The 21373-nt window shown below is 74.3% G+C and carries 17 protein-coding genes; 7 read left to right on the top strand and 10 right to left on the bottom strand.

All coding sequences use genetic code 11. The annotated features are described in order from the left end of the window. The first annotated feature begins 30 nt into the window (after nucleotides 1-30). From FGI33_RS05680 to FGI33_RS05690, 3 genes are all read left to right on the top strand, one after another. Nucleotides 31-3453, top strand: coding sequence for a DNA polymerase III subunit alpha (locus FGI33_RS05680; protein WP_237582366.1), 3423 nt, complete (start codon nucleotides 31-33; stop codon nucleotides 3451-3453). A 71-nt stretch (nucleotides 3454-3524) separates the two neighbouring features. Continuing rightward, nucleotides 3525-4571, top strand: a complete 1047-nt coding sequence (locus FGI33_RS05685) for an FUSC family protein (protein ID WP_237582367.1) — start codon at nucleotides 3525-3527, stop codon at nucleotides 4569-4571. Next, entirely contained in the window at nucleotides 4568-5500 is a 933-nt protein-coding gene (locus FGI33_RS05690) for an alpha/beta hydrolase (protein ID WP_119435408.1), read from the top strand. The genes FGI33_RS05685 and FGI33_RS05690 overlap by 4 nt, the downstream gene beginning before the upstream one ends. Before the next feature lie 104 nt (nucleotides 5501-5604). Here FGI33_RS05690 and FGI33_RS05695 read toward each other — a convergent pair whose 3' ends face one another. Then, nucleotides 5605-6171: a YceI family protein gene (locus FGI33_RS05695; RefSeq protein WP_086522406.1), complete on the bottom strand. Its 567-nt coding sequence runs from the start codon at nucleotides 6169-6171 to the stop codon at nucleotides 5605-5607. Between the two features lie 154 nt (nucleotides 6172-6325). Here FGI33_RS05695 and FGI33_RS05700 point away from each other — a divergent pair, with 154 nt between their 5' ends. Further along, nucleotides 6326-7303 (top strand): NAD(P)H-quinone oxidoreductase, encoded by a 978-nt coding sequence (locus tag FGI33_RS05700; RefSeq protein WP_204586258.1) that lies wholly within the window; start codon nucleotides 6326-6328, stop codon nucleotides 7301-7303. On the opposite strand, the gene FGI33_RS05705 is transcribed toward FGI33_RS05700, so the two are convergent. The 3 genes from FGI33_RS05705 to FGI33_RS05715 all read right to left on the bottom strand — a co-directional run bounded on the left by FGI33_RS05705 (nucleotide 7300) and on the right by FGI33_RS05715 (nucleotide 10443). Then, nucleotides 7300-8703 carry an MFS transporter gene (locus FGI33_RS05705; RefSeq protein WP_119434957.1) on the bottom strand — a complete coding sequence of 468 codons (1404 nt, stop codon included), beginning with the start codon at nucleotides 8701-8703 and terminating at the stop codon, nucleotides 7300-7302. The two genes, FGI33_RS05700 and FGI33_RS05705, sit on opposite strands and share 4 nt — an antisense overlap. A gap of 32 nt (nucleotides 8704-8735) precedes the next feature. Further along, complete coding sequence (locus FGI33_RS05710) at nucleotides 8736-9470, bottom strand: esterase/lipase family protein (protein WP_119434958.1); 735 nt, start codon at nucleotides 9468-9470, stop codon at nucleotides 8736-8738. A 67-nt stretch (nucleotides 9471-9537) separates the two neighbouring features. Next, nucleotides 9538-10443, bottom strand: coding sequence for an alpha/beta fold hydrolase (locus FGI33_RS05715; RefSeq protein ID WP_119434959.1), 906 nt, complete (start codon nucleotides 10441-10443; stop codon nucleotides 9538-9540). A gap of 84 nt (nucleotides 10444-10527) precedes the next feature. On the opposite strand from FGI33_RS05715, the gene FGI33_RS05720 reads away from it, so the two are divergent. Beyond that, nucleotides 10528-11646, top strand: a complete 1119-nt coding sequence (locus FGI33_RS05720; RefSeq protein ID WP_119434960.1) for a histidinol-phosphate transaminase — start codon at nucleotides 10528-10530, stop codon at nucleotides 11644-11646. A 40-nt stretch (nucleotides 11647-11686) separates the two neighbouring features. Here the strand turns inward: FGI33_RS05720 and FGI33_RS05725 are convergent, their stop codons facing one another. After that, on the bottom strand, nucleotides 11687-12616 hold the full coding sequence (locus FGI33_RS05725) for an SDR family NAD(P)-dependent oxidoreductase (protein ID WP_237582368.1): 930 nt from the start codon (nucleotides 12614-12616) through the stop codon (nucleotides 11687-11689). After that, nucleotides 12613-15153 (bottom strand): DEAD/DEAH box helicase, encoded by a 2541-nt coding sequence (locus tag FGI33_RS05730; RefSeq protein ID WP_119434272.1) that lies wholly within the window; start codon nucleotides 15151-15153, stop codon nucleotides 12613-12615. The genes FGI33_RS05725 and FGI33_RS05730 overlap by 4 nt, the downstream gene beginning before the upstream one ends. An 87-nt stretch (nucleotides 15154-15240) precedes the next feature. Here FGI33_RS05730 and FGI33_RS05735 point away from each other — a divergent pair, with 87 nt between their 5' ends. Together FGI33_RS05735 and FGI33_RS05740 are read left to right on the top strand one after the other, a co-directional pair. Then, entirely contained in the window at nucleotides 15241-15504 is a 264-nt protein-coding gene (locus FGI33_RS05735; protein WP_119434271.1) for a hypothetical protein, read from the top strand. A 58-nt stretch (nucleotides 15505-15562) separates the two neighbouring features. Next, on the top strand, nucleotides 15563-17089 hold the full coding sequence (locus tag FGI33_RS05740) for an SDR family oxidoreductase (RefSeq protein WP_182478388.1): 1527 nt from the start codon (nucleotides 15563-15565) through the stop codon (nucleotides 17087-17089). Nucleotides 17090-17162: 73 nt separating this feature from the next. Here FGI33_RS05740 and FGI33_RS05745 read toward each other — a convergent pair whose 3' ends face one another. From FGI33_RS05745 to FGI33_RS05760, 4 genes are read right to left on the bottom strand one after another with little or no spacing between them, the layout of a single operon-like run. Beyond that, nucleotides 17163-17435 (bottom strand): HPr family phosphocarrier protein, encoded by a 273-nt coding sequence (locus tag FGI33_RS05745; RefSeq protein ID WP_086514791.1) that lies wholly within the window; start codon nucleotides 17433-17435, stop codon nucleotides 17163-17165. Nucleotides 17436-17489: 54 nt separating this feature from the next. Then, a complete protein-coding gene (locus tag FGI33_RS05750) occupies nucleotides 17490-19523 on the bottom strand; it encodes a PTS fructose transporter subunit IIABC (protein ID WP_119434270.1) in 2034 nt (677 codons plus the stop codon). 22 nt (nucleotides 19524-19545) lie between these two features. Further along, on the bottom strand, nucleotides 19546-20517 hold the full coding sequence (locus tag FGI33_RS05755) for a 1-phosphofructokinase family hexose kinase (RefSeq protein ID WP_119434269.1): 972 nt from the start codon (nucleotides 20515-20517) through the stop codon (nucleotides 19546-19548). Beyond that, complete coding sequence (locus FGI33_RS05760; RefSeq protein ID WP_119434268.1) at nucleotides 20514-21302, bottom strand: DeoR/GlpR family DNA-binding transcription regulator; 789 nt, start codon at nucleotides 21300-21302, stop codon at nucleotides 20514-20516. The genes FGI33_RS05755 and FGI33_RS05760 overlap by 4 nt, the downstream gene beginning before the upstream one ends. Between the last annotated feature and the right edge of the window lie 71 nt (nucleotides 21303-21373).

Below are 21373 nucleotides of genomic sequence, written 5' to 3' on the forward strand. Positions count from 1 at the left end.
GGGCGCGGGCGGACATCGAGGGAGGCGCGCGTGAGCTTCACCCACCTGCACGTCGCGTCCGCCTTCTCCGCCCACTTCGGCACCTCGGCGCCCGAGGCGCTCGTCGACCGGGTCGCGTCCGAGGGCGCGCCGGCCGCGGCGATCACCGACCGCGACGGGCTGTACGGCGCCGTCCGCCACATCCGCCGCTCCATCGCCCAGGGGGTCTCCCCCGTCGTCGGCGCGGAGCTCGGGCTCACGGGCGAGCACCCGGGACGGATCACGGTGCTCGCGCACGGCGGCACGCGCGGGCAGGGCTGGGCGGCGCTCAGCCGGCTCATCAGCGCGAGCCACGGGCGCGGCACGGCGAGGAGCACCGCCCGGAGCGCCCAGGCCGGCATCGCGCGCTCCCGGCCGCCCGCGTTCCTGCTCGGCGAGGAGGGGCCGGTCGGCACCGTCATGCTCGGGCCCGACTCGGACGTCGGCCGCGCCGTCGCGGCGGGCGACCACGCGCTCGCGTCCCGCCACCTAGCCGAGTGGGCCCGGCTCCTGCCCGGCGCGGTCGTGGTCGAGGTGGTCTGCCACTTCACCGAGCCCGGCGAGTCCGCGAGCCTCCGGCACGCCGCCCGCATGCTCGAGCTCGCCGACGCCCACCGCGTCCCCGCGGTGCTCACCAACGCCGTGCGCTACCTCGAGCCCGACGACGCGCTCACGGGCGACGTGCTCGACGCCGCCGGCACGCTCCGGCCGCTCGGGTCGTTCCGCCCGCAGCCCAACGGGCAGGCGTGGCTGAAGACCCCGGCCGAGATGCAGGAGATCGCCCGGGAGATCGCGGGCACGTCGGCGCTCGACCGTCGGGCCGGCGAGGCGCTGCTGCGCGCCACCGAGGAGCTCGCCGACCGCTGCCGGCTGGATCCCGACGCCGACCTCGCCTGGCGGAAGCCGAAGCTGCCGGAGAAGTCGGTCATCGGGGTGACGGGCGACCCGGACGAGGCGCTCTGGCGGAAGGCCGAGGCCGGCGTCACCGAGCGGTTCGGGCACGTGGACGAGTCGATGCGGCAGCGCGTGCTCGCCCGCATGCGCACCGAGCTCCAGACCATCACGGGCTTCGGCTTCGCCACCTACTTCCTCACGGTCGCCGACGTCTGCGCGCTCATGCGCGACATGGGCGTGCGCAACCAGGCGCGGGGATCCGGCGCGGGCAGCCTCGTCAACTACCTGCTGCGCATCTCCAACGTCGACCCGCTCGAGCACGACCTGCTCTTCGAGCGCTTCCTCGGCAAGGTCCGCTCGACGCTGCCGGACATCGACATCGACGTGGAGTCCGCGCGCCGGCACGAGGTCTACCACCGCGTGTTCGAGAAGTACGGCAGCAACCGGGTCACCCTGCTGTCGATGCAGAACACGTACCGGGCCCGCGGCGCCGCGCGCGACGCCGGGCTCGCGCTCGACCTCGACGAGCAGCAGATCGACTTCATCGCCAAGAACATCTGGCGGTTCAACGCGCGCGAGTTCCGGGCGGTGCTCGAGACGAAGCCCGAGCTCAAGCCCATCGCCGACCTCGTGCGCGACGACCCCAGCATCGACCTGCTGGTCGACCTCACCGAGCGGCTCGACCGGCTCCCTCGGCACATCTCCATGCACCCGTGCGGCGTGATCCTCGGCGACTCCGACCTGCTCAGCACGAGCCCCGTGCAGCCGAGCGGCATGGGCCTGCCGATGAGCCAGTTCGACAAGGACGACATCGACGACATGGGGCTCCTGAAGCTCGACATCCTCGGCGTGCGGATGCAGAGCACCATGGCGTACGCGCTGGAGGAGATCCACCGCATCCACGGCACGCGCTCGGCGGTCGCGGGCGGCGTCCCGGTCGACGCGCGCTACGTGCACCGCGACGGGCGCATCGAGCTCGACGAGATCCCGCACGACGACGAGGAGACCTTCGCGGCCATCCGCACCACGCACACGCTCGGCATGTTCCAGATCGAGTCGCCCGGGCAGCGCGAGCTCATCGGCAAGATGCAGCCGGACGTGTACGAGGACCTCATCGCCGACATCTCGCTGTTCCGGCCGGGCCCCATGAAGGGCAACATGGTCGCGCCGTTCCTCGACACGAAGCACGGCATCACCCGGCCCGACTACCTGCACCCGCGCTTCGCGCCGTTCCTCGCGCCCACGTTCGGCGTCGTCATCTACCACGAGCAGGTCATCCGGATCTTCGCCGACTGCATGCAGGTCTCCCTCGCGGAGGCCGACGAGCTGCGCCGCAACATGGAGCGCATGGACACCGTGGTCGAGGCCGCGTTCCGGGAGCGCACCGCCCTGCACGTCGACGGGCGCACGGGCCGGCGCCCCTTCTCGGACGCCGACGTCGAGCGCATCTGGAAGGCGCTCAAGGGCTTCGGCTCGTTCGGGTTCTGCAAGGCGCACGGCGCCGCGTTCGCGCTGCCCACGTGGCAGAGCGCGTGGCTGAAGACGCACTACCCGGCGGAGTTCCTCGCGGGGATCCTCACGCACGACCCCGGCATGTACCCCAAGCGCCTGCTCCTCACCGAGGCGCGTCGCATGGGCGTGCCCGTGCTGCCGCTCGACGTCAACCGGTCGACCGGCGTCTACCGCGTGGAGCGCGTCGAGGGCGAGGGGACGACGGGGCGCACGCGCATCGGCGAGCTGGGGATCCGGCTGTCGCTGCAGGACGTGCACGGGATGAGCCAGGCGGAGCTGGAGCGGATCGAGCGGGGCCAGCCCTACGACTCCATCAGCGACTTCTACGCGAAGGCGCAGCCGTCGCGCGCGCTGCTCGAGCGGCTGGCCGCCGTGGGCGCGCTCGACTCGCTCGCGACGGACGAGGCCGACCGGGCGGCGCGCGGGGCCGCGTCGCGCGGCGACGTGATGGCGTTCGCGCGCCGGCTCACGGCGCGGGCGGCCCGTCCCGCGGATCCGGCCGGCCAGCTGCCGCTCTTCGTCGACGACCGCGACCTCATCCCGCGCGGCTCGCCCGACCCCGACGGCCGCGCGCGCGTCGCCGCCGAGCTCGACATCCTGCAGATGGAGGTCACCGAGCACGTGCTGGAGAGCTACCGGCCCATGCTCGACGAGCTCGGGGTCATCCCGGCGAGCCAGCTGCTCGAGGTGCGCAGCGGCTCCGAGGTGGTGGTCGCGGGGATCCGCATCGCCACGCAGACGCCGCCCATGCGCAGCGGCAAGCGCGTGGTCTTCATCAGCCTCGACGACGGCACGGGCTGCTCCGACTCCACCTTCTTCGACGAGGCGCAGCAGAAGGCCGGGCCCATGCTCTTCGGCACGAGGCTGCTCGTCATCCGCGGGCGCACCCGGCGCACGGGCGAGCGCGGCGTCTCCATCCAGGCGGAGGACGCGTGGGACCTCAAGGAGATGTGGGCGCGCTGGCAGGACGCGAGGCGGCAGGGCGGCGGCGGGGCCGACGGGATGGACGACGCGGCCCAGGTCGCCTGAGGCCCCGGTCGCCCGGTGTCCTCCGCCCGCGGGATGATGGATCCACCCGAGACCGCCGCCGGAGGCCGCACGTGCGCATCACCACGACCGTCCGCACCACCACGCGCATCCCGTTCGTCCAGGTGGTCAAGACCTCGGTCGCCGCGATCATCGCCTGGTTCGTCTGCATCGCCCTGCTGCCCGCGCAGCTGCCCATCTTCGCGACCATCGCGGCGCTGCTCGTGGTGCAGCCGAGCATCAACCAGACCTTCGGGAAGGCGGTCGAGCGCAGCCTCGGCGTGATCACGGGCGTGCTGCTCGCGCTCCTCCTCGGGCTGGCGCTCGGCACGTCGAGCTGGGTGGTGCTCCTCGCGGTCGTCGTCGCCGTGCTGGTGGGCTGGGTGTTCCGGCTGACGCCCGGGTCGAGCACGCAGATCCCCATCAGCGCGATGCTCGTGCTCGCCATCGGCCAGCTCTCGCCCGTCTACGCGGTCGACCGCATCGTGGAGACGATCCTCGGCGCGGCCATCGGCGTGGTCGTCAACATCGCGATCGCCCCGCCCGTGCTGCACGAGGCGAGCCGGCGCGCCGTGGTCGGCCTCGCGGGCGACTGCGCCGCGGCCCTCGATCGGCTGGCGGGGGCGCTGTCCGAGCCGGTCGACCGCGACGAGCTCGACCGCATGCTCGCCCGCGCCCGCGAGCTGCGGCCGCTCCACACGAAGGCCGTCGCCGAGGTCGACCGGGGGCTCGAGAGCCTCACCCTCAACCCGCTCCGGCGGCGGCACCGCGCGCTGCTCGAGGCCGACCGGGAGCTCCTCGCGACGCTCACCGTGCTCGTCAACCGCGTGGTCGGCATGACGCGCGCCGTGCACGACCGCTACGACCCGTCGCTCGCCGAGGAGCCCGTCGTCCGCGGCATCGCGACGGAGCTGACGCGCGCGGCCCACGACGTGCGGCTCCTCGCCGAGCACGCGCTGCCGGGCGACGGCCGCGCGGGCGGCGCCGACGGGCGAGAGGAGCCCGCGCTCACGGCCCCGCTCGTGGTGCTGCAGCCGAGCGAGGAGCACTGGATCCTCATCGGGTCGCTGCTGGAGGACATCCGCCGCATCCGCTCGGAGATCATCGGCGGCGCCGAGTGACGGGGCCCCTGCCCGGATACAGCCCGCTCGAGCTGGACGCGGATCCCGCCGCCTCCGGCCTCGCGCGCGGCAGCACCCCCACCGGCCTCGGCGTCGTGCGGCACCACCACGCCGCGGTCCGCGGATCCGACACGGCGACGGTGATGCTGCACGGCGCCGCCGGATCCTGGACCACCTGGACGCCGCTGATCCGCACCGCCCGCGAGGCGGGCGTCCCGTTCGCCGACGTGGTCGCGATCGACCTGCCGGGGTGGGGCGGCTCCCCGCTCGACGCGACCGACGACCAGGCGACGGTCGACGCCATCGCCGACGCCGTCCGCGCGGTCGTCGACGGCCTCGGCTACGCGCGCTGGCGGCTCGTCGGCCACTCGATGGGCGGCTTCATCGCGCTGCACCTGGCCGCGCGCGACCCCGACCGCGCCGTCTCCGTGGAGCTCGTCTCGCCCACCACGTACTCGGTCATCGCGAGCGTCGCGCATCCCGTGCGGGAGTTCCGCCTCATCCCGGGCTTCACCATGATGCTCGGCGTGATGCGCACCATGCGCCGGCTCGGCCGCCCCGGCACGGCGCTCATCCGCGGCGTCGGCCGCATCCGGCTGATGCGCGCGATCGCGCTGCCGCTCTTCGCGCACGGCTGGAGGGTGCGCCGGTCGATCGTCGACGCCATCGCGACCGAGGCGCGTCCGCGCGCGTTCTCGCTCGCCGCGGAGGTCACGCGCGGGTACGACGCGGACGGCCTGTGGTCGCGCATCGCCTGCCCGGTCGTCGCCGTGCGGGGCGACGACGACGTGTTCGTGTCCCCGGACGACCTCGACCTGCTCGCGCGCGCGGTGCCCGCGCTCCGGTCCGCCGTGATCCGCGACGCCGGCCACTTCGCGCACGTCGAGCGCCCCGTCGAGACGCTGCGGGCGCTCGGCCGCGTCGCCTGAGGCGCGATCCGGGGACGACGACGCCCCCGGTCCCTCGGAGGGGAACGGGGGCGTCGGATCCGCCTGACGCGGAGGCGACCGGACGGATGCCCGGCCGGTGCGCGCTAGGCCGCGGGGGTCGCGAGGACCGCCTGGATGTCGAGCGTGATGGTGACCTTGTCGCCGAGCAGCACGCCGCCGGTCTCGAGGGCCGCGTTGTAGGTGAGGCCGAAGTCCTCGCGGTTGATGACCGTGGTGGCCGTCGCGCCGAACTTGGTCTGGCCGTAGGGGTCGCCGCCGAAGCCGCCGAACTCGACGTCGAACGTGACGGGCTTGGTGACGCCGCGGACGGTGAGCTCGCCGTCGACCTTCGCGTCGCCGTCCTTCTCGACGCGCACGGCGGTCGAGACGAAGTCGATGGTGGGGTTGTTCTCGGCGTCGAAGAAGTCGTTCGTGCGGAGGTGCTGGTCGCGGTTCGGCTCGTTCGTGTCGATCGAGGCGATGGTCGCGTGCGCCTTGACGGAGCTCTGCTCGGGGGTGGCGCCCGTGACGATCTCGGCGTCGAAGTCCTTGAACGTGCCCTTGACCTTGCTGATCATGATGTGGCGGATGCTGAAGCCGACCGAGCTGTGGGTCTTGTCGATGGTCCAGGTGCCGGCGATGTAGCCGGGGACGGTGCTGGTGTCGCTCATGTGCGTGCCTTTCGTACAGGGGTCATGGGTGCGGGCCGACGGCCTCGAAGGTATGCAAGCGCATGGATACCGCTTCCATTCCCATTTTTCTTTGCGAGTTCATGTACTTCTGGGGTCGGCCGGATGCGGGGTGCGGCGGGCGTACCGTGGCGGGATGCGCGCGATCACCTTCCCCTCCCCCGGCTCCCCCGACGTCCTCTCCCTCACCGACCTCCCGGATCCCGTCGCGGGTGACGGCGAGGTGCTGATCCGCGTGGCCGCCGCCGGCGTCAACCGCGCCGACCTCAGCCAGCGCGAGGGCGCCTACCCGCCGCCCGCGGGGGCGCCGACGCACCTGGGGCTCGAGGTGTCCGGCACGATCGAGGCGGTCGGCGCGGGCGCGACGCGCTGGAGCGTGGGCGACCGGGTGTGCGCCCTGCTCGCCGGCGGCGGATACGCGGAGCTCGTCGCGGTCGACGAGCGCCACGTCCTGCCGGTGCCCGACGGTCTCGACCTCGTCGAGGCGGCCGGGCTGCCCGAGGTGGTCGCGACCGTGTGGTCGAACGTCGTGCTCGACGCGGGCCTCGCGCCGGGCGAGACCCTGCTCGTGCACGGCGGGTCGAGCGGCATCGGCACCATGGCGATCCAGCTGGCCGCGCGGCTCGGCGCGCGCGTGGCCGTCACCGCCGGCAGCCCCGCGAAGCTCGACGCGTGCCGGGCGCTCGGCGCCGAGATCCTCATCGACTACCGCGAGCAGGACTTCGTCGAGGCGCTCCTCGAGGCGACCGACGGCCACGGCGCCGACGTCGTGCTCGACGCGATCGGCGGCGACTACATCGACCGGGACATCCGCGCCCTCGCGCGCGACGGCCGGATCATGGTGATCGGCGCGCAGAGCGGCGCCCCCACGAGCATCGCGCTCGGCCAGCTGATGGCGCGCCGCGGCCGCATCTGGGGCACGACGCTCCGCGCCCGCGACGCCGACGACAAGGCGCGCATCGTCGCGGCCGTCCGCGCGGACGTGTGGCCGGCGGTGGCCGACGGATCCGTGCGCCCGGTCGTCGACCGCGTCTTCCCGCTCGCCGAGGCGGCCGCCGCGCACGCCCACGTGGCGTCGTCGCAGCACGTGGGCAAGGTGCTGCTGGCCGTCTAGCGGCCGCCGCGGCGGGAGCGGATCCCGACCAGGGACACCAGCCCGCCCGCGACCAGCAGCGCCGCGGTCACGAGCACCACGCGGTGGAACGCCGCGACGTCGAGGTCGGGCCCGGCGACCAGCCCGATCGCGGCGATCGCGACGAGCCCCGCGACGCGCGAGACGGCGTTGTTGACGGCCGAGGCGATTCCCGCCTGCGCGGACGGCACGGCCTCGAGGATCGTCGCGGTCAGCGGCGCGACCGTCATCGAGAGGCCCAGGCCGAAGACGAGGATGCCCGGCAGGAGCTGACCCCAGTAGTCCACGGGCTCGGCGACGCGCAGCAGGAGCAGATAGCCGCCGCCCGCGACGATGGGCCCCGCTCCCATGAGGAGCCGCGGCCCGATCCGCCCCGCGAGGGCCCCGAAGCGCGTCGACAGCAGCAGCATGATCACGGTGGTCGGCACGAGCGCGAGTCCCGCGGCCGTCGCGGAGAGGCCGCCGGTCTGCTGCAGGAAGACCGCGATCACGAAGCCGCCGAGCGAGAGCGCGCCGTAGATGCCGACGGTCGCGATGTTGCCGACGAGGAAGTCCCGCTCGCGGAAGAGCGAGAGCGGCAGCATCGGGTGCGGCGTGCGGCGCTCGCGCACCACGAAGAGCGCGAGGCACGCGACGCCGACGACGAGGCTGGCGACCACGAGCGGGTGGCCGATGCCGAGCCGCGACTGCTCGATGAGCGCGAAGACGGGGCCGCCGATCCCGAGGGCGCCGAGCACGGCGCCCGGCACGTCGACGCGCGTGCCGTCCGCGACGGGCGCGTCGTGCGGCAGCCGGGCGAGGAGCACGAGGGTCACGGCGATGGGGAGCACGTTGATCCCGAACACGAGCCGCCAGTCGAGCGCGTCCACGAGGACGCCGCCGAGGACGGGGCCGACGAGCATCGCAGTGCCGGTCCAGGCCGTCCACGAGCCGATGGCCTTCGCCTGCGCGGGACCGCGGAAGGCCTGCGCGATGAGGGCCAGCGAGCTCGGCACGAGCAGCGCCCCGGCCGCGCCCTGGGCGGCGCGCGCGGCGATGAGGATCCCGGCGGTCGGCGCGATCGCGCACACGAGCGACGTGACGCCGAAGCCGACGAGCCCCCAGCGCAGCACGCGCACCCGGCCGAAGGCGTCGGAGAGGGAGCCGGCCAGGAGGATCAGCGCGCCGAGGGTGATGAGGTACGCGTCCACGACCCACTGCTGCACGACGAGGCCGCCGCCGAGGTCCGCCCCGATGGCGGGCAGCGCGACGTTGACGACCGTGCCGTCGAGGAACGCGACGAAGGAGGCGAGGATCGCGACGACGAGCACCGTGCGTCCGCGGCCGTTCGCCGTGCCGCCCGGGTGGCCGTCCCCAGGGGTCGCGGCGGCGGGATCGGGCATGTGCCCAGTATGCGCCGCGCGCCGGAGCGGGATCAGGCGGGCGGACCCGCCGCGGTCCCCGCCCGGTCGATCGCGGCCTCCACCCGGCGCAGCACGTCCTCGTCGCCCATGATGCGGAAGTGGCCCGACGCCCGGACCCGCTCGTCCGTCGCGCCGTCGAGCGAGCTCCCGCCCGGGATGTGGGGGTCGAAGCGCGCGAACACGCTCGTGATCCGCGCGTTGACCTCGCGCGACCGGCCGAGCTCCACGAGCGCGGCGTTCCGCGGCGAGAAGTCGCGGATGCTGCGGACGGGGATGAGGCGCGCGTACGAGGATCCGCCGAAGGGCGCGTTGACGGCGACCATGGCGCGGATCCGCCGGTCCGGGTCGCCGAACGCCATGAGGTGCTTGCCGATGAGGCCGCCCTTGCTGTGTGCCACGATGACGACGTCGCGCAGGTCCTCGGCCTCGAGGTACGCGCGAGCCCGGCGCGACATCTCGGCGACGCGACCCACGTTCGCGCCGAGCGCGCCGACCACGTGCACGCCGTGGCCGCGCGCGTGCAGGCGCCGGATGATCGGCAGCATGAACTGCCAGCGCTCGTAGACGCCGGGCAGCACGAGGATCGTCGGCCGGTCGTCGCGCCCGTCCTCGAACGACCGGGCGTCGTCGCGGGAGAGCGTGGCGGCGAGCTGCCAGCGCAGCACGTAGGCGTAGTCGAGCGCCCAGTCGAGCGCCTTCCGCAGGAGTGGGAGCGGCGGCAGGGTCTCGGATCCGGCGGCGCTCACCCGTCCATCCTGCCCGGGCGCGGGGCGCGCGAACGCCGGCATGTGCGACGAGGGCTCGCGCGCCCGGTCAGCGGGCTCGGGCATGCTCCAGGATGGCGCGCGCCACGCCGAGCGGATCCGTGTACATCACGACGTGGGGTCCGCGGGCGACCCGGTGGACGCCGCGCGGGATCCGGGCGGCGAGGTCGCGCGCGAACGGGCGGTCGACCACGGCGTCCCGGTCCCCCACGATGACGAGCGTGCACGCGCGGATGCGCGGCGCCCGCTCCTCGATCGCGTCGTCGATGAGGTGCGGCAGCTGCCGGAGGTAGTACGGGATCCCGCAGCGCAGGAAGTAGTCGCCCAGCACCACGGCGTTCGCGAGCAGCGGCTCGCGGAGGGTGTCGACCGCGAGCGCGAGGGCCGCCCGCACGAGCCCGCGCGTCCGCGGCGGGAGCGTGGGCGCGATGAGCACGATGCGGTCGGCGACCTCGGGGTGGTCGACGGCGAGCCGGGTCACGATCTGCGTCCCCATCGAGTGGCCGACGACGACCGGGTCGACGAGCCCGTGCATCCGGATCACCTCGGCCACGACGTCGGCGTGGTCGTCGAGCGTCACGTCCCGCCGGACCCGCGGGGACTCCCCGTAGCCCGGCAGGTCGACCGCGTACACCGTCCCGTGCTCGGCGAGGAACGCGGCCACGGGGTGGAAGTAGCGCGAGGAGACGCCGATCCCGTGCACGAGCACGAACGACGGCCGCGCGGCCGCGGGAGCGGCGGAGGGCGTGCGGCCCGCGTTCGCGCCGGGCGACCGGAACACCTTGATCGCGATGCGGAAGCCGAGGACGGTGCGGCGCTCGAGGTCGTGCTCGACGGGGATCGCGCGGGATCCGTAGCGGCGGGAGAGCAGGAGCCAGCGCGGCGGCGCGGACTCGGTGCGGTGCACGTCCCCGGGTCGCCGGACGCGGGTGAGCCGGGCGAGGGGGGAGCGCATCCGTCGACCCTAGCCGCCCGGCGTCGCGCGTCCGCCGCCCCGGGCGATGGGAGGATGGACGCCCGACGAACCCCGAGGAGACCCATGAGCCCCGACTGGTCCGAGACCACCCTCGCCGACCTGCCCCTCCGTGACGGGATCCGCGGCGAGGAGCCGTACGGCGCTCCGCAGCTCGACGTGCCGGTGCTCCTCAACGTCAACGAGAACCCCTACCCGCTGCCCGAGGAGGTCGCGGTCGCCGTGAGCGAGGCCGTGCTCGAGGCCGCCCGCGGGCTCAACCGCTACCCGGACCGCGAGTTCCTCGAGCTCCGCACCGAGCTCGCCGACTACCTCACGGCCGACAGCGGGCTCGCGCTCGGGCCGGAGAACGTCTGGGCGGCGAACGGGTCCAACGAGGTGCTGCAGCAGGTGCTCCAGGCCTTCGGCGGCAGCGACCGCGTCGCGCTCTCGTTCGCGCCGCACTACGCGATGTACCCCGAGTACGCGCGCAACACGCTCACCACGTGGGTCTCGGGCCGCCGCCAGGAGGACTTCACGCTCGACCTCGCGAACGTCACGGCGCTCGTCGAGCAGCACCAGCCGAGCGTCGTGTTCCTCACCTCGCCGAACAACCCCACCGGCACCGCGCTCACGACCCGCGAGATCGAGCACGTGCTCTCCGTCGCGCCGGGCGTCGTGGTGATCGACGAGGCGTACGCCGAGTTCCGCCGCGAGGGCGTCCCGACGGCCATCTCGCTGCTGCCGGACCACCCGCGGCTGATCGTGTCGCGCACCATGAGCAAGGCGTTCGCGTTCGCGGGCGGCCGGCTCGGGTACCTCGCGGCCTCCCCCGCGGTCGTCGACGCGCTCCGCATCGTGCGCCTGCCGTACCACCTGTCCCGGATCACCCAGGTCAGCGCGACCGCCGCGCTCCGGCACAGCGGGGTGCTGCTCGCGCAGGTCGCGTCGCTGCGGGAGGAGCGCGACGGGCTCGTCGAGTGGCTGCGCGGCCGCGGCTTCGAGGTCGCGCCGTCGGACGCGAACTTCGTGCTGTTCGGGCGCTTCCCCGACCGGCACGCCGTGTGGCAGGGGCTGCTGGACCACGGCGTCCTCATCCGCGAGACCGGTCCCGAGGGCTGGCTGCGCGTGTCCGTCGGCACCCTCGAGGAGACGGCCGCGTTCCGCGACGCGCTCGACGACGTGCTCGGGACGCCGCGGGGCTGATCCCGGCATCCGGCCTCGCGGCGTCGGAGGGCGGCCTCCGTCAGGGCCGGAAGCGGATCCCCGTCGCGTCCTCGGCGGCCGACCACAGCTGCTCGGCGACGGCGCGCGACCGCGCGTGCTCCGCGACGAACGCGGGAGCCGGCGCGCCCTTCAGCTCGAGCGGTCCTCCAGGTCCCCAGGAGGCGCCGCCCGTGACGCCGTCGGCAGCGGCCGCGTGCGCCACCGGCCAGGCGCCGGCGTCCTTGCCCTGCACGAGGACGCGTCCCGCGCCGGCGAGCCGGCGGCGCGCGGCGGCGATCCCGTGCGGGCGGCGGGCGGGATCCTGCGGCGGCGTCAGCGCGTCGACCGCGTAGCCGGGGTGCGCGGAGAGGGCGACGCGGTCGGATCCCGCGGCCCGGTACCTGCGGTCGAGCTCGGCGGCGATCGTCATGCACGCCGTCTTCGACCGGCCGTAGCGCACGAGCGGCGGCATGCGCCGCTCCCCCGCGAGGTCGCCGAGGTCGAGGGGCGAGAAGCGGTGCGCGAGGGATCCCAGCATCACGACGCGGCCGCCGGCCCGGAGCCGCGGCGCGAGCCCCGCCACGAGCGCGAAGTGCCCGAGCGCGTTGGTGCCCATCATCTCCTCGAACCCGTCGACGGTCGTCCGGCGGTGGCGTGCGCGACCGCCCGCGGGGGTCACCCCCGCGTTCGCGACGATCGCGTCGATGTCCTCCCGGACGGCGGCGACGCACGCGTCGACGCTCGCGAGGCTCGCCAGGTCGAGGGGCACGACGTCGACGTCGGCTCCCGGCACGCGCGCCCCGATCGCGCGGGCGGCCGCGTCCCCGCGCTCCGCCGAGCGGCAGGCCAGCAGCACCCGGGCGCCCGCGGCGGCGAGCTGCGCGGAGGTCCAGAAGCCGATGCCGCCGTTCGCGCCGGTGACGAGGATCGTCCGCCCGGCGAGGTCGGGAAGGCGCGGCGCCGGGGTCACGAGAGGGTGCCCACGCGGGTCACGCGCACGACGGCCTCGCCGACCTCGTTCGACGCGTCGAGGTCGACGGTCGCCTCGATTCCCCAGTCGTGGTCGCCCTCGGGATCGTGCAGCGCCTGCCGCACGGTCCACGCGGTCGGCCCCTCCTCGATCGTCACGAGCGCCTGGCTGCGGGCGTCGCCGTCGGTGAGGATCCGGTCGTACTCGCCGAAGTAGCCGTCGAGCGCGTCGCCCCAGGCGTCGGCGTCGAACCCGGCGGCGGCGTCGAGCTCGCCGAGGGCCTGCAGGTCCTCGCGGGCCGCGAGCTGCACGCGGCGGAACAGCTCGTTGCGCACGAGGATCCGGAACGCGCGCGTGTTCGACGTGAGCAGCTTGGGCGCCGGCGGCAGCACGGGAGCGTCGCCGGGAGCCGCCGTCGGGTGCGACAGCTCCTCCCACTCGTCGAGGAGGCTCGAGTCGACCTGGCGCACGAGCTCGCCGAGCCACTCGATCACGTCGAGCAGCTCCTCGGTCTTGGCCTCGTCGGGGATGGTCTGGCGCAGCGCCCGGAACGCGTCGGAGAGGTAGCGGAGCACGAGTCCCTCGGAGCGCATGAGGCCGTAGAAGGAGATCAGCTCGCTGAAGGACATCGCCCGCTCGTACATGTCGCGGACGACCGACTTCGGGCTGAGCGCGAAGTCGCCGATCCACGGCTGGCTCGCGCTGTAGGTCGCGAACGACTGGTCGAGCAGCTCCTCGAGCGGCTTCGGGTGGGTGACGGCCTCGAGCAGCTCCATGCGCTGGTCGTACTCGATTCCCTCCGCCTTCATGGCCTGCACGGCCTCGCCGCGGGCCTTGAACTGCTGCTGGGAGAGGATCGGCCGCGGGTCGTCGAGGGTCGCCTCGACCACGCTCACCATGTCGAGCGCGTACGTCGGCGACTCCCGGTCGAGGATCTCGAACACGGCCACGGCGAACGGCGACAGCGGCTGGTTGAGCGCGAAGTCGGCCTGCAGGTCGACCGTCAGCGTGATCCGCGTGGGCCCGCCGTCGGGGTCGTCCACCTGCTCGACGATGCCCGCCGTCCGCAGGGTGCGGTAGATGGCGAGGGCGCGGCGGGCGAGCGCGAGCTGACGGGTGCGCGGCTCGTGGTTGTCCTCGACGAGCGCGCGCATGTTCCCGAACACGTCGCCGCCGCGCGCGATGACGTTGAGCATCATCGCGTGGCTCACCTGCATGCTCGACGTCAGCCGCTCGGGCTCCGCGTCGATGAGCTTGCGGAAGCTCGGCTCGCCCCACGAGACGAAGCCCTCGGGCGCCTTCTTGCGCACGAGCTTCCGCCGCTTCTTCACGTCGTCGCCCGCGCGCTCGAGCATCTTGATGTTCTCGGTCTCGTGCTCGGGCGCCTGCGCGACCACGGTCCCGGCGGTGTCGTACCCGGCGCGGCCGGCGCGCCCCGCGATCTGGTGGAACTCGCGCGCGTTGAGCTGGCGCATCCGGGTGCCGTCGTACTTGGTGAGGCCCGTGAAGAGCACGGTGCGGATGGGGACGTTGATGCCGACGCCGAGCGTGTCGGTGCCGCAGATCACCCGGAGGAGCCCCTGCTGCGCGAGCTGCTCGACGAGGCGCCGGTACTTCGGCAGCATGCCCGCATGGTGCACGCCGATCCCCGCGCGCACGAGCCGCGACAGCGTCTTGCCGAACGCGGTGCTGAAGCGGAAGCCGCCGATGATCTCCGCGATCTCGTCCCGCTGCTCGCGCGTCACGATCTTGATGCTCGAGAGCGCCTGCGCCCGCTCGAGGGCCGCGGCCTGCGCGAAGTGCACGATGTAGACGGGCGCCTGCTTCGTGTCGAGCAGCTCCTCGACGGTCTCCTGCACCGGCGTCACCGCGTAGTGGAAGAAGAGCGGCACCGGGCGCTCGATGCCCGTGATGCGCGCCGTCGGCCGGCCGGTGCGGCGGGTGAGGTCGTCCGCGAGGTCCGTCACGTCGCCGAGGGTCGCCGACATGAGCACGAACTGCGCGTGCGGCAGGAGCAGGAGCGGCACCTGCCAGGCCCAGCCGCGCTGCGGATCCGCGTAGAAGTGGAACTCGTCCATCACGACCTGGTCGACGGGCGTGTCCGCGCCGCCGCGGAGCGACCGGTTGGCGAGGATCTCGGCGGTGCAGCAGATGATCGGCGCGTCCGGGTTCACCGAGGAGTCGCCCGTGACCATCCCCACCTGCGCGGCGCCGAACAGCTCGACGAGCGCGAAGAACTTCTCGGACACGAGGGCCTTGATCGGCGCGGTGTAGTACGAGCGGCGTCCGCGGGCGAGGGCCGCGAAGTGCGCCGCGACGGCGACGAGCGACTTCCCCGTGCCGGTCGGCGTCGAGAGGATGAGGTTCGCGCCCGACGCGATCTCCAGCGCCGCCTCGTCCTGCGCCGGGTACAGCTCGATCCCCCGCCCGATCGCCCACTCGGCGAAGGCGTCGTAGATGGCCTCGTCGGTCGCCCCGTCCACGGCCAGGCGGGCCGCCTCCTCGGTGAGCGTGGGGGCGAGCGCGGTGTCCGACATGATGCGTCCATCCTCCCCCACGCACCCCGCCGCCGAGTTCTCCACAGGCAGCAGGGTCCGCCGGGCGCCAGCGCGTACGGTCGCCGGATGCCGTCCCTCCCGCTCCACCCGCGTCCCGATCGCACCCCGCTCGACCCCGCCTCGGGGCGGCCCGTCGAGGCGCACGCGGAGTCGACGCGCACGGACGGGCTGACCGCCGGGAGCCGGGCCCCGTGGTCCGTCCCGGCAGGACCCGAGGCCGAGCGGGCGCGCTGGCGCGACCGCCGCACCGGGCTCGTCGCCCTCGTCGTCGTGAGCATCGCCCTCTGGGCGGTCATCGCCGCCGCGGTCGGCTTCGCCACCACGATGTAGCGCGCGGCCGTCGACCTCCCGCCGCGGGCTGCGGCGACGGCGGCGGGTATCATCTCCTGTGCCCTCCGACGCCCTGCCCGACGACCCCGCGCGCCCCGCGGATCCCGTCACCCCCTCGCCCTCCGCCGCCGTGCCCGGATCGGCCATCGACCCGGACGACCTCGCCACCGCGCTCCGCGTGCTCGGCTCGCTCGCCGACATCGACGAGGAGCACCCCGACTTCGTCGCCGTCCGCCGCGCCACCGCCTCCATGTTCAAGCAGGTGAAGAAGGCCCGGCGGCTCGAGAAGCGCGAGGCCGTCGCCAGCGCCGACCGCGCCGTCGTCGCGGCCACCGCCACGGGCGCGCCCGACCGCATCGACGACGAGACCCGCGGGATCCCGCTGGCCATCACGACCGCGAAGCCCACCGCCGGCACGCTCCTCCGCTCGCGCCCCTGCTACATCTGCAAGCAGCACTACACGCAGGTCGACGCGTTCTACCACCAGCTCTGCCCCGACTGCGCGCTCCTCAACCACGCGAAGCGCGAGGCCCGCACCGACCTCACGGGCATGCGGGCCCTCCTCACGGGCGGGCGCGCGAAGATCGGCATGCACATCGCGCTGCGGCTCCTCCGCGACGGCGCGCACACCACCATCACCACGCGCTTCCCGCGCGACGCGGTGCGCCGCTTCGCCGGGCTGCCGGACGCGCACGAGTGGGTGCACCGCCTCCGCATCGTGGGCCTCGACCTCCGCGACCCGGCGCAGGTCATCGGGCTCACGGACGCGGTGGCCGCCGCGGGTCCGCTCGACATCCTCATCAACAACGCCGCCCAGACCGTGCGCCGCTCCCCCGGCTCGTACGCGCCGCTGTCGGAGGCCGAGGCCGCGCCGCTGCCCGACGGCGACCTGCCGGAGCTCCTGACCTTCGGCCACACGGCCGACGCCCACCCGGCGGCCCTCGCCGCGTCCGTCGCGGCGCACCCGATCCTCTCGACCGCGACCGGGATCACGGCCGCCGAGGTCACCGAGCTCGCGATGACGGCGGGCTCCTCCTCGCTCGCGCGGCTCGCCGCCGGCACCGCGATCGACGCGGGCGGCCTCGTGCCCGACCTGCACGACGCGAACAGCTGGACCCAGGTGGTGCACGAGGTGGATCCGCTCGAGATGCTCGAGGTGCAGCTCGCCAACGTCACGGCGCCGTTCCTGCTCGTCAGCCGGCTGCGCCCCGCGATGGCCGCGTCCGCCGCGCGGCGCAAGTACGTCGTCAACGTCAGCGCCATGGAGGGCCAGTTCGCCCGGGCCTACAAGGGCCCGGGCCACCCGCACACGAACATGGCGAAGGCCGCGCTCAACATGATGACCCGCACGTCGGCGCGCGAGATGCGCGAGACCGACGGCATCCTCATGACGAGCGTCGACACCGGCTGGATCACCGACGAGCGCCCGCACCCCACCAAGGTGCGGCTCGCGGAGGAGGGCTTCCACGCCCCGCTCGACCTCGTCGACGGCGCGGCGCGCGTCTACGACCCCATCGTCATGGGCCAGGCCGGCGAGGACATCTCGGGCGTCTTCCTCAAGGACTACCGCGTCGCCGAGTGGTGACGCCGCCCGACGCCTGACACGCCGAGAGGCCCGGACCCGCATCGCGGTGTCCGGGCCTCTCGTCGTGTCGGGGCTACTCGACGGCGTCGAGGTCGCTCTCGAGCAGCGCGGCCAGCTCGTCGAGCGCGGCGTCCGCGCCGTCGCCCTCGGCCGTGAGCACGACCTGGTCGCCGTTGGCGGCGCCGAGGCTCATGAGCGACAGGATGCTCGTCGCGTCGAGCGGGGTGCCGCCCGGCTTGCTGATCTTCACGGGCACGCCCGTGCGGCGCACGGCCTCGATGAAGAGGGATGCGGGTCGGGCGTGCAGGCCCACGCGGCTGCCGATGGTGGCGGTGCGCTCGGTCATGGACGTTCTCCTTCTAGTGGGGGGATGGGTCGGGCGGGATCGGGCTACGACAGATCAGGCCGCGACGGGGACGCCCTGGTCGACGGGCGCGACGGCGGCGGCCTCGGGGCGCTTCGTCGTGAAGCGCTTGAGCAGCACGACGAGGAACGCCGTCACGACCGTGCCGACGGCGACGGAGGCGAGGAACCCGAGGAACGTGCCGTTCATGGCGAAGAGCACGAACACGCCGCCATGGGGCGCCTGGGAGACGACCTGCAGGCCCATGATCATGGCGCCCGTGACGCCGCCGCCGACGATGCTGGCGGGGATCACGCGCAGCGGGTCGACCGCGGCGAACGGGATGGCGCCCTCGGAGATGAACGCGGCGCCGAGCAGCCACGCGGCCTTGCCGTTCTCGCGCTCCGCCGGGCTGAACAGGCGGCGGTCGATGACGGTGGAGGCGAGCGCGAGGGCGAGCGGTGGCACCATGCCGGCGGCCATGACCGCGGCCATGATCTCCCACGGCGTCTGGTCGGTGATGGATCCGGCGCCGAGTCCGGCGACCGCGAACGAGTAGGCGACCTTGTTGATGGGACCGCCGAGGTCGATGCACATCATGACGCCGAGGATGACGCCGAGCAGGATCGCGGACGCGCCGGTGAGGCCGGACAGGAAGTCGTTGAGGCCGCGCGTGAGCGCCGCGATGGGTCCGCCGAGCACCATGATCATGAGGCCCGAGGCGACGATCGAGGCGAGCAGCGGGATGATCACGACGGGCATGAGGCCCCGCAGCCAGCGCGGCACGTCGATGCGGCCGATCGCGTAGGCGATGCCGCCCGCGAGCAGGCCTCCCACCAGGCCGCCGAGGAAGCCGGCGCCCATGATGACGGAGATGGATCCCGCGACGAATCCGGGCGCGATGCCCGGCCGGTCGGCGATGGCGTAGGCGATGTAGCCGGCCAGCGCGGGCACGAGGAACGCCATCGACGCGTTGCCGATCACGAACGCGACGGCGCCGAGGTACTGGCCGAGGCCGCCCGCGGGCAGGTTCGCGAGCGAGTTCTGCAGCACCACGTCGGACGCCGTCTCGGTGATCCGGTATCCGCCGAGGAGGAAGCCGAGCGCGATGAGGAGACCGCCGCCCGCGACGAACGGGATCATGTAGCTGACGCCCGTGAGCAGCCAGCGCTTGAGGCGCGCGCCCACCGACTGCGACGCCTGCGGGGAGGCCTGCTCGGATCCGGCCGAGGACGACGCGCCGCCCGGCACGCGCGGGGCGGAGGGGTCCTTCGCGGCCGCGACGGCCTCGGCGACCATCTGGTCGGGCTGGTCGATGCCGCGCTTGACGGGCGACTGGATGACCGGCTTGCCGGCGAAGCGCGCGCGGTCGCGCACGTCCACGTCGACCGCGAAGATGACGGCCGTGGCCCGCGCGATGATCGCGGGGTCCACGGGCGTGACCGAGGAGGATCCCTGGGTCTCGACGTGCAGCTCGACGCCCGCGCGCTGGGCCGCGGCGACGAGCGAGTCGGCCGCCATGTAGGTGTGCGCGATGCCGGTGGGGCACGCGGTGACGGCGATGAGGACGGGCGCGTCGGCGGGAGCGGACGCCGTCGCCGCGGGGGCGGCGGCCGGGGCCCCCGTCGAGGAGGCGGGCTCGTCCACGAGCGCGCCCTCCACGAGCGAGACGACCTGGTCCTCGTCGGTCGCCGTGCGCAGCGCCTCGACGAACTCCGGCTTGATGAGCGACCGGGCGAGCCGCGACAGCAGCACGAGGTGCTCCTGGTCGGCGCCGTCGGGCGCGGCGATGAAGAACACGAGGTCGGCGGGGCCGTCCGGCGCGCCGAAGTCGACGGCGGGCTCCGGCCGCGCCATGACGAGCGTGGCCTCGGTGACCGCGGCGGAGCGGCAGTGCGGGATGGCGAGGCCGCCGCCCATGCCGGTGTCGGTCTTCGACTCGCGCTCCCACGCGTCGGCGAAGAGGGCGTCGGCGTCGGTGGCGCGGCCCTCGGCGACGACGCGCTCGGCCAGCGTGCGGACGGCGTGCTCGCGGTCGGCGCCGAGGTCGGCGTCGAGGAGCACGAGGCGGTTCGTGATGAGCGATGGCATGTTCTTCTCCAGGTGGGACGGGTCAGCGATCGGCGGCGATCGGGAGGAGCGGCCGGACGGTGACGCTGTCCGGCCGGGTCTGGTCGGGGGACGGCATGGTGCTGCCGGGCAGGGACGCGGCGGCGGATCCGTGGGCGACGGCCTGCGCCAGCCGCCCCTCGGGTCCGGCTCCGCGGTGGTCGGCGAGCAGGTAGCCCGCGAGCGACGAGTCGCCCGCGCCCACGGTGCTCACCGGCACGATCGGGGGCATGGTGGCGAGCCACCCGCCCTCGGCCGTGGTGAGGACGGCCCCCCGAGCGCCGAGGGTCGCGAGGACCGCCCGGCAGCCGCGGGAGACGAGGGAGCGGGATGCGTCGTGGGCCAGCCGGGGGTCGGCCTCGAGCGCATCCGGGTCGGGGAGGCCGACGAGCTCCGCGAGCTCCTCGGCGTTGGGCTTGACGAGGTCGACGACCGCGCCGGACGCGACGAGCGCGGCCATGGGCGCGCCCGACGAGTCGACGGCGATCCGCGGCGCGGCGTCGCCGAGCTCGGCGCGCACGGCCTGCACCACGCGGGCGTGGAAGTCGTCGTCGAGGCCGGGCGGCAGGGATCCCGCCAGGACGAGCCAGCTCGCCCGACGCGCGTGGCGGATCACGAGCGCGACGAGCGCGTCCGCCTCCGTGGGCGACAGCGCGGGGCCGGGCTCGTTGACCTTGGTGGTCGTGCCGTCCGGCTCGGTGAGCGTGACGTTCTGGCGCACGCGGCCGGAGATGTCGAGCTGGTCGAGCGGGATCCGCTCGGCGGCCAGCGCCACCAGCATCGGGTCGTCGAGGCGGCCGGGCAGCAGCGCGACCGTGTCGAGGCCGGAGGCGATCAGCGCGCGCGAGACGTTGACGCCCTTGCCGCCCGGCTGCTCGGCGACGCCGCGGGCCCGCTGGACGGCGCCGCGCGCGAGGGCCCCGGCGAGGTCGATGGTGCGGTCGAGGCTCGGGTTGGCGGTGAGGGTCAGGATCACGCGACCATCACCTCCACCTCGGCGGCCGCCAGCGCCGCGGCCAGCGGGCCGTCGGGCGCGGCGTCGGTCACGAGCGCGTCGAGGTCGTCGAGGGCCGCGAAGCCGACGAGCGCCTCCTCCCCCGCCTTCGACGCGTCGACGAGCGCCACGGCGCGTCGGGATCCTCGGGTCAACGCGGTCTTCACGGCCGCCTCCTCTTCGTCGGGGGTGCTGAGGCCGAACTCCGCGTGGATCCCGTTGGCGCCGATGAAGGCGATGTCGGGTCGCAGCCGCGCGAGCTGGCCGAGGGTGGCGGGGCCGACGGCCGCGCTCGTGATGCCGCGGACGCGTCCGCCGAGCAGCTGCACCTCGACGGCGGGGTTGCGGGTGACGGTCTGGGCGATCGACATGGAGTGCGTGACCACGACGAGCGTGCGGCCGGGCACGTCGGGCCGCCAGGCGGCGACGCGCTCCGCGACCAGTCCGGTGGTGGTGCCGGCGTCGATCGCGATGGATCCCGCGAAGCTCGCGGGCAGGAACCCCATGGCCGCGTCGGCGATGCGCGCCTTGGCCGCCGTGTTGCGGGAGCCCCGGGTGTCGAGGCTCTCCTCGGCGCGCGTCGAGCGGTCGGCCCGGACGGCCCCGCCGTGCACCCGGCGGAGGACGCCGCGGCCCTCGAGCTGGGCGAGGTCGCGGCGGACCGTCTCCGTCGTCACGTCGAAGCCGCGGGCCAGGTCGACGACCGCCACGCGGCCGGTGCGCTCGAGGAGGGCGACCACCCTGTCCTGGCGCTCTTCCGCGTACATGGGCGGTCTCCTTCGACTCCGTGGGGCACGTGCGCCTCGCGTCCTCGCACTGTAACCCGCATCCGCAGGAG

Origin of the sequence: Clavibacter phaseoli, from assembly GCF_021922925.1 — a bacterium.
Lineage (GTDB): Bacteria > Actinomycetota > Actinomycetes > Actinomycetales > Microbacteriaceae > Clavibacter > Clavibacter phaseoli.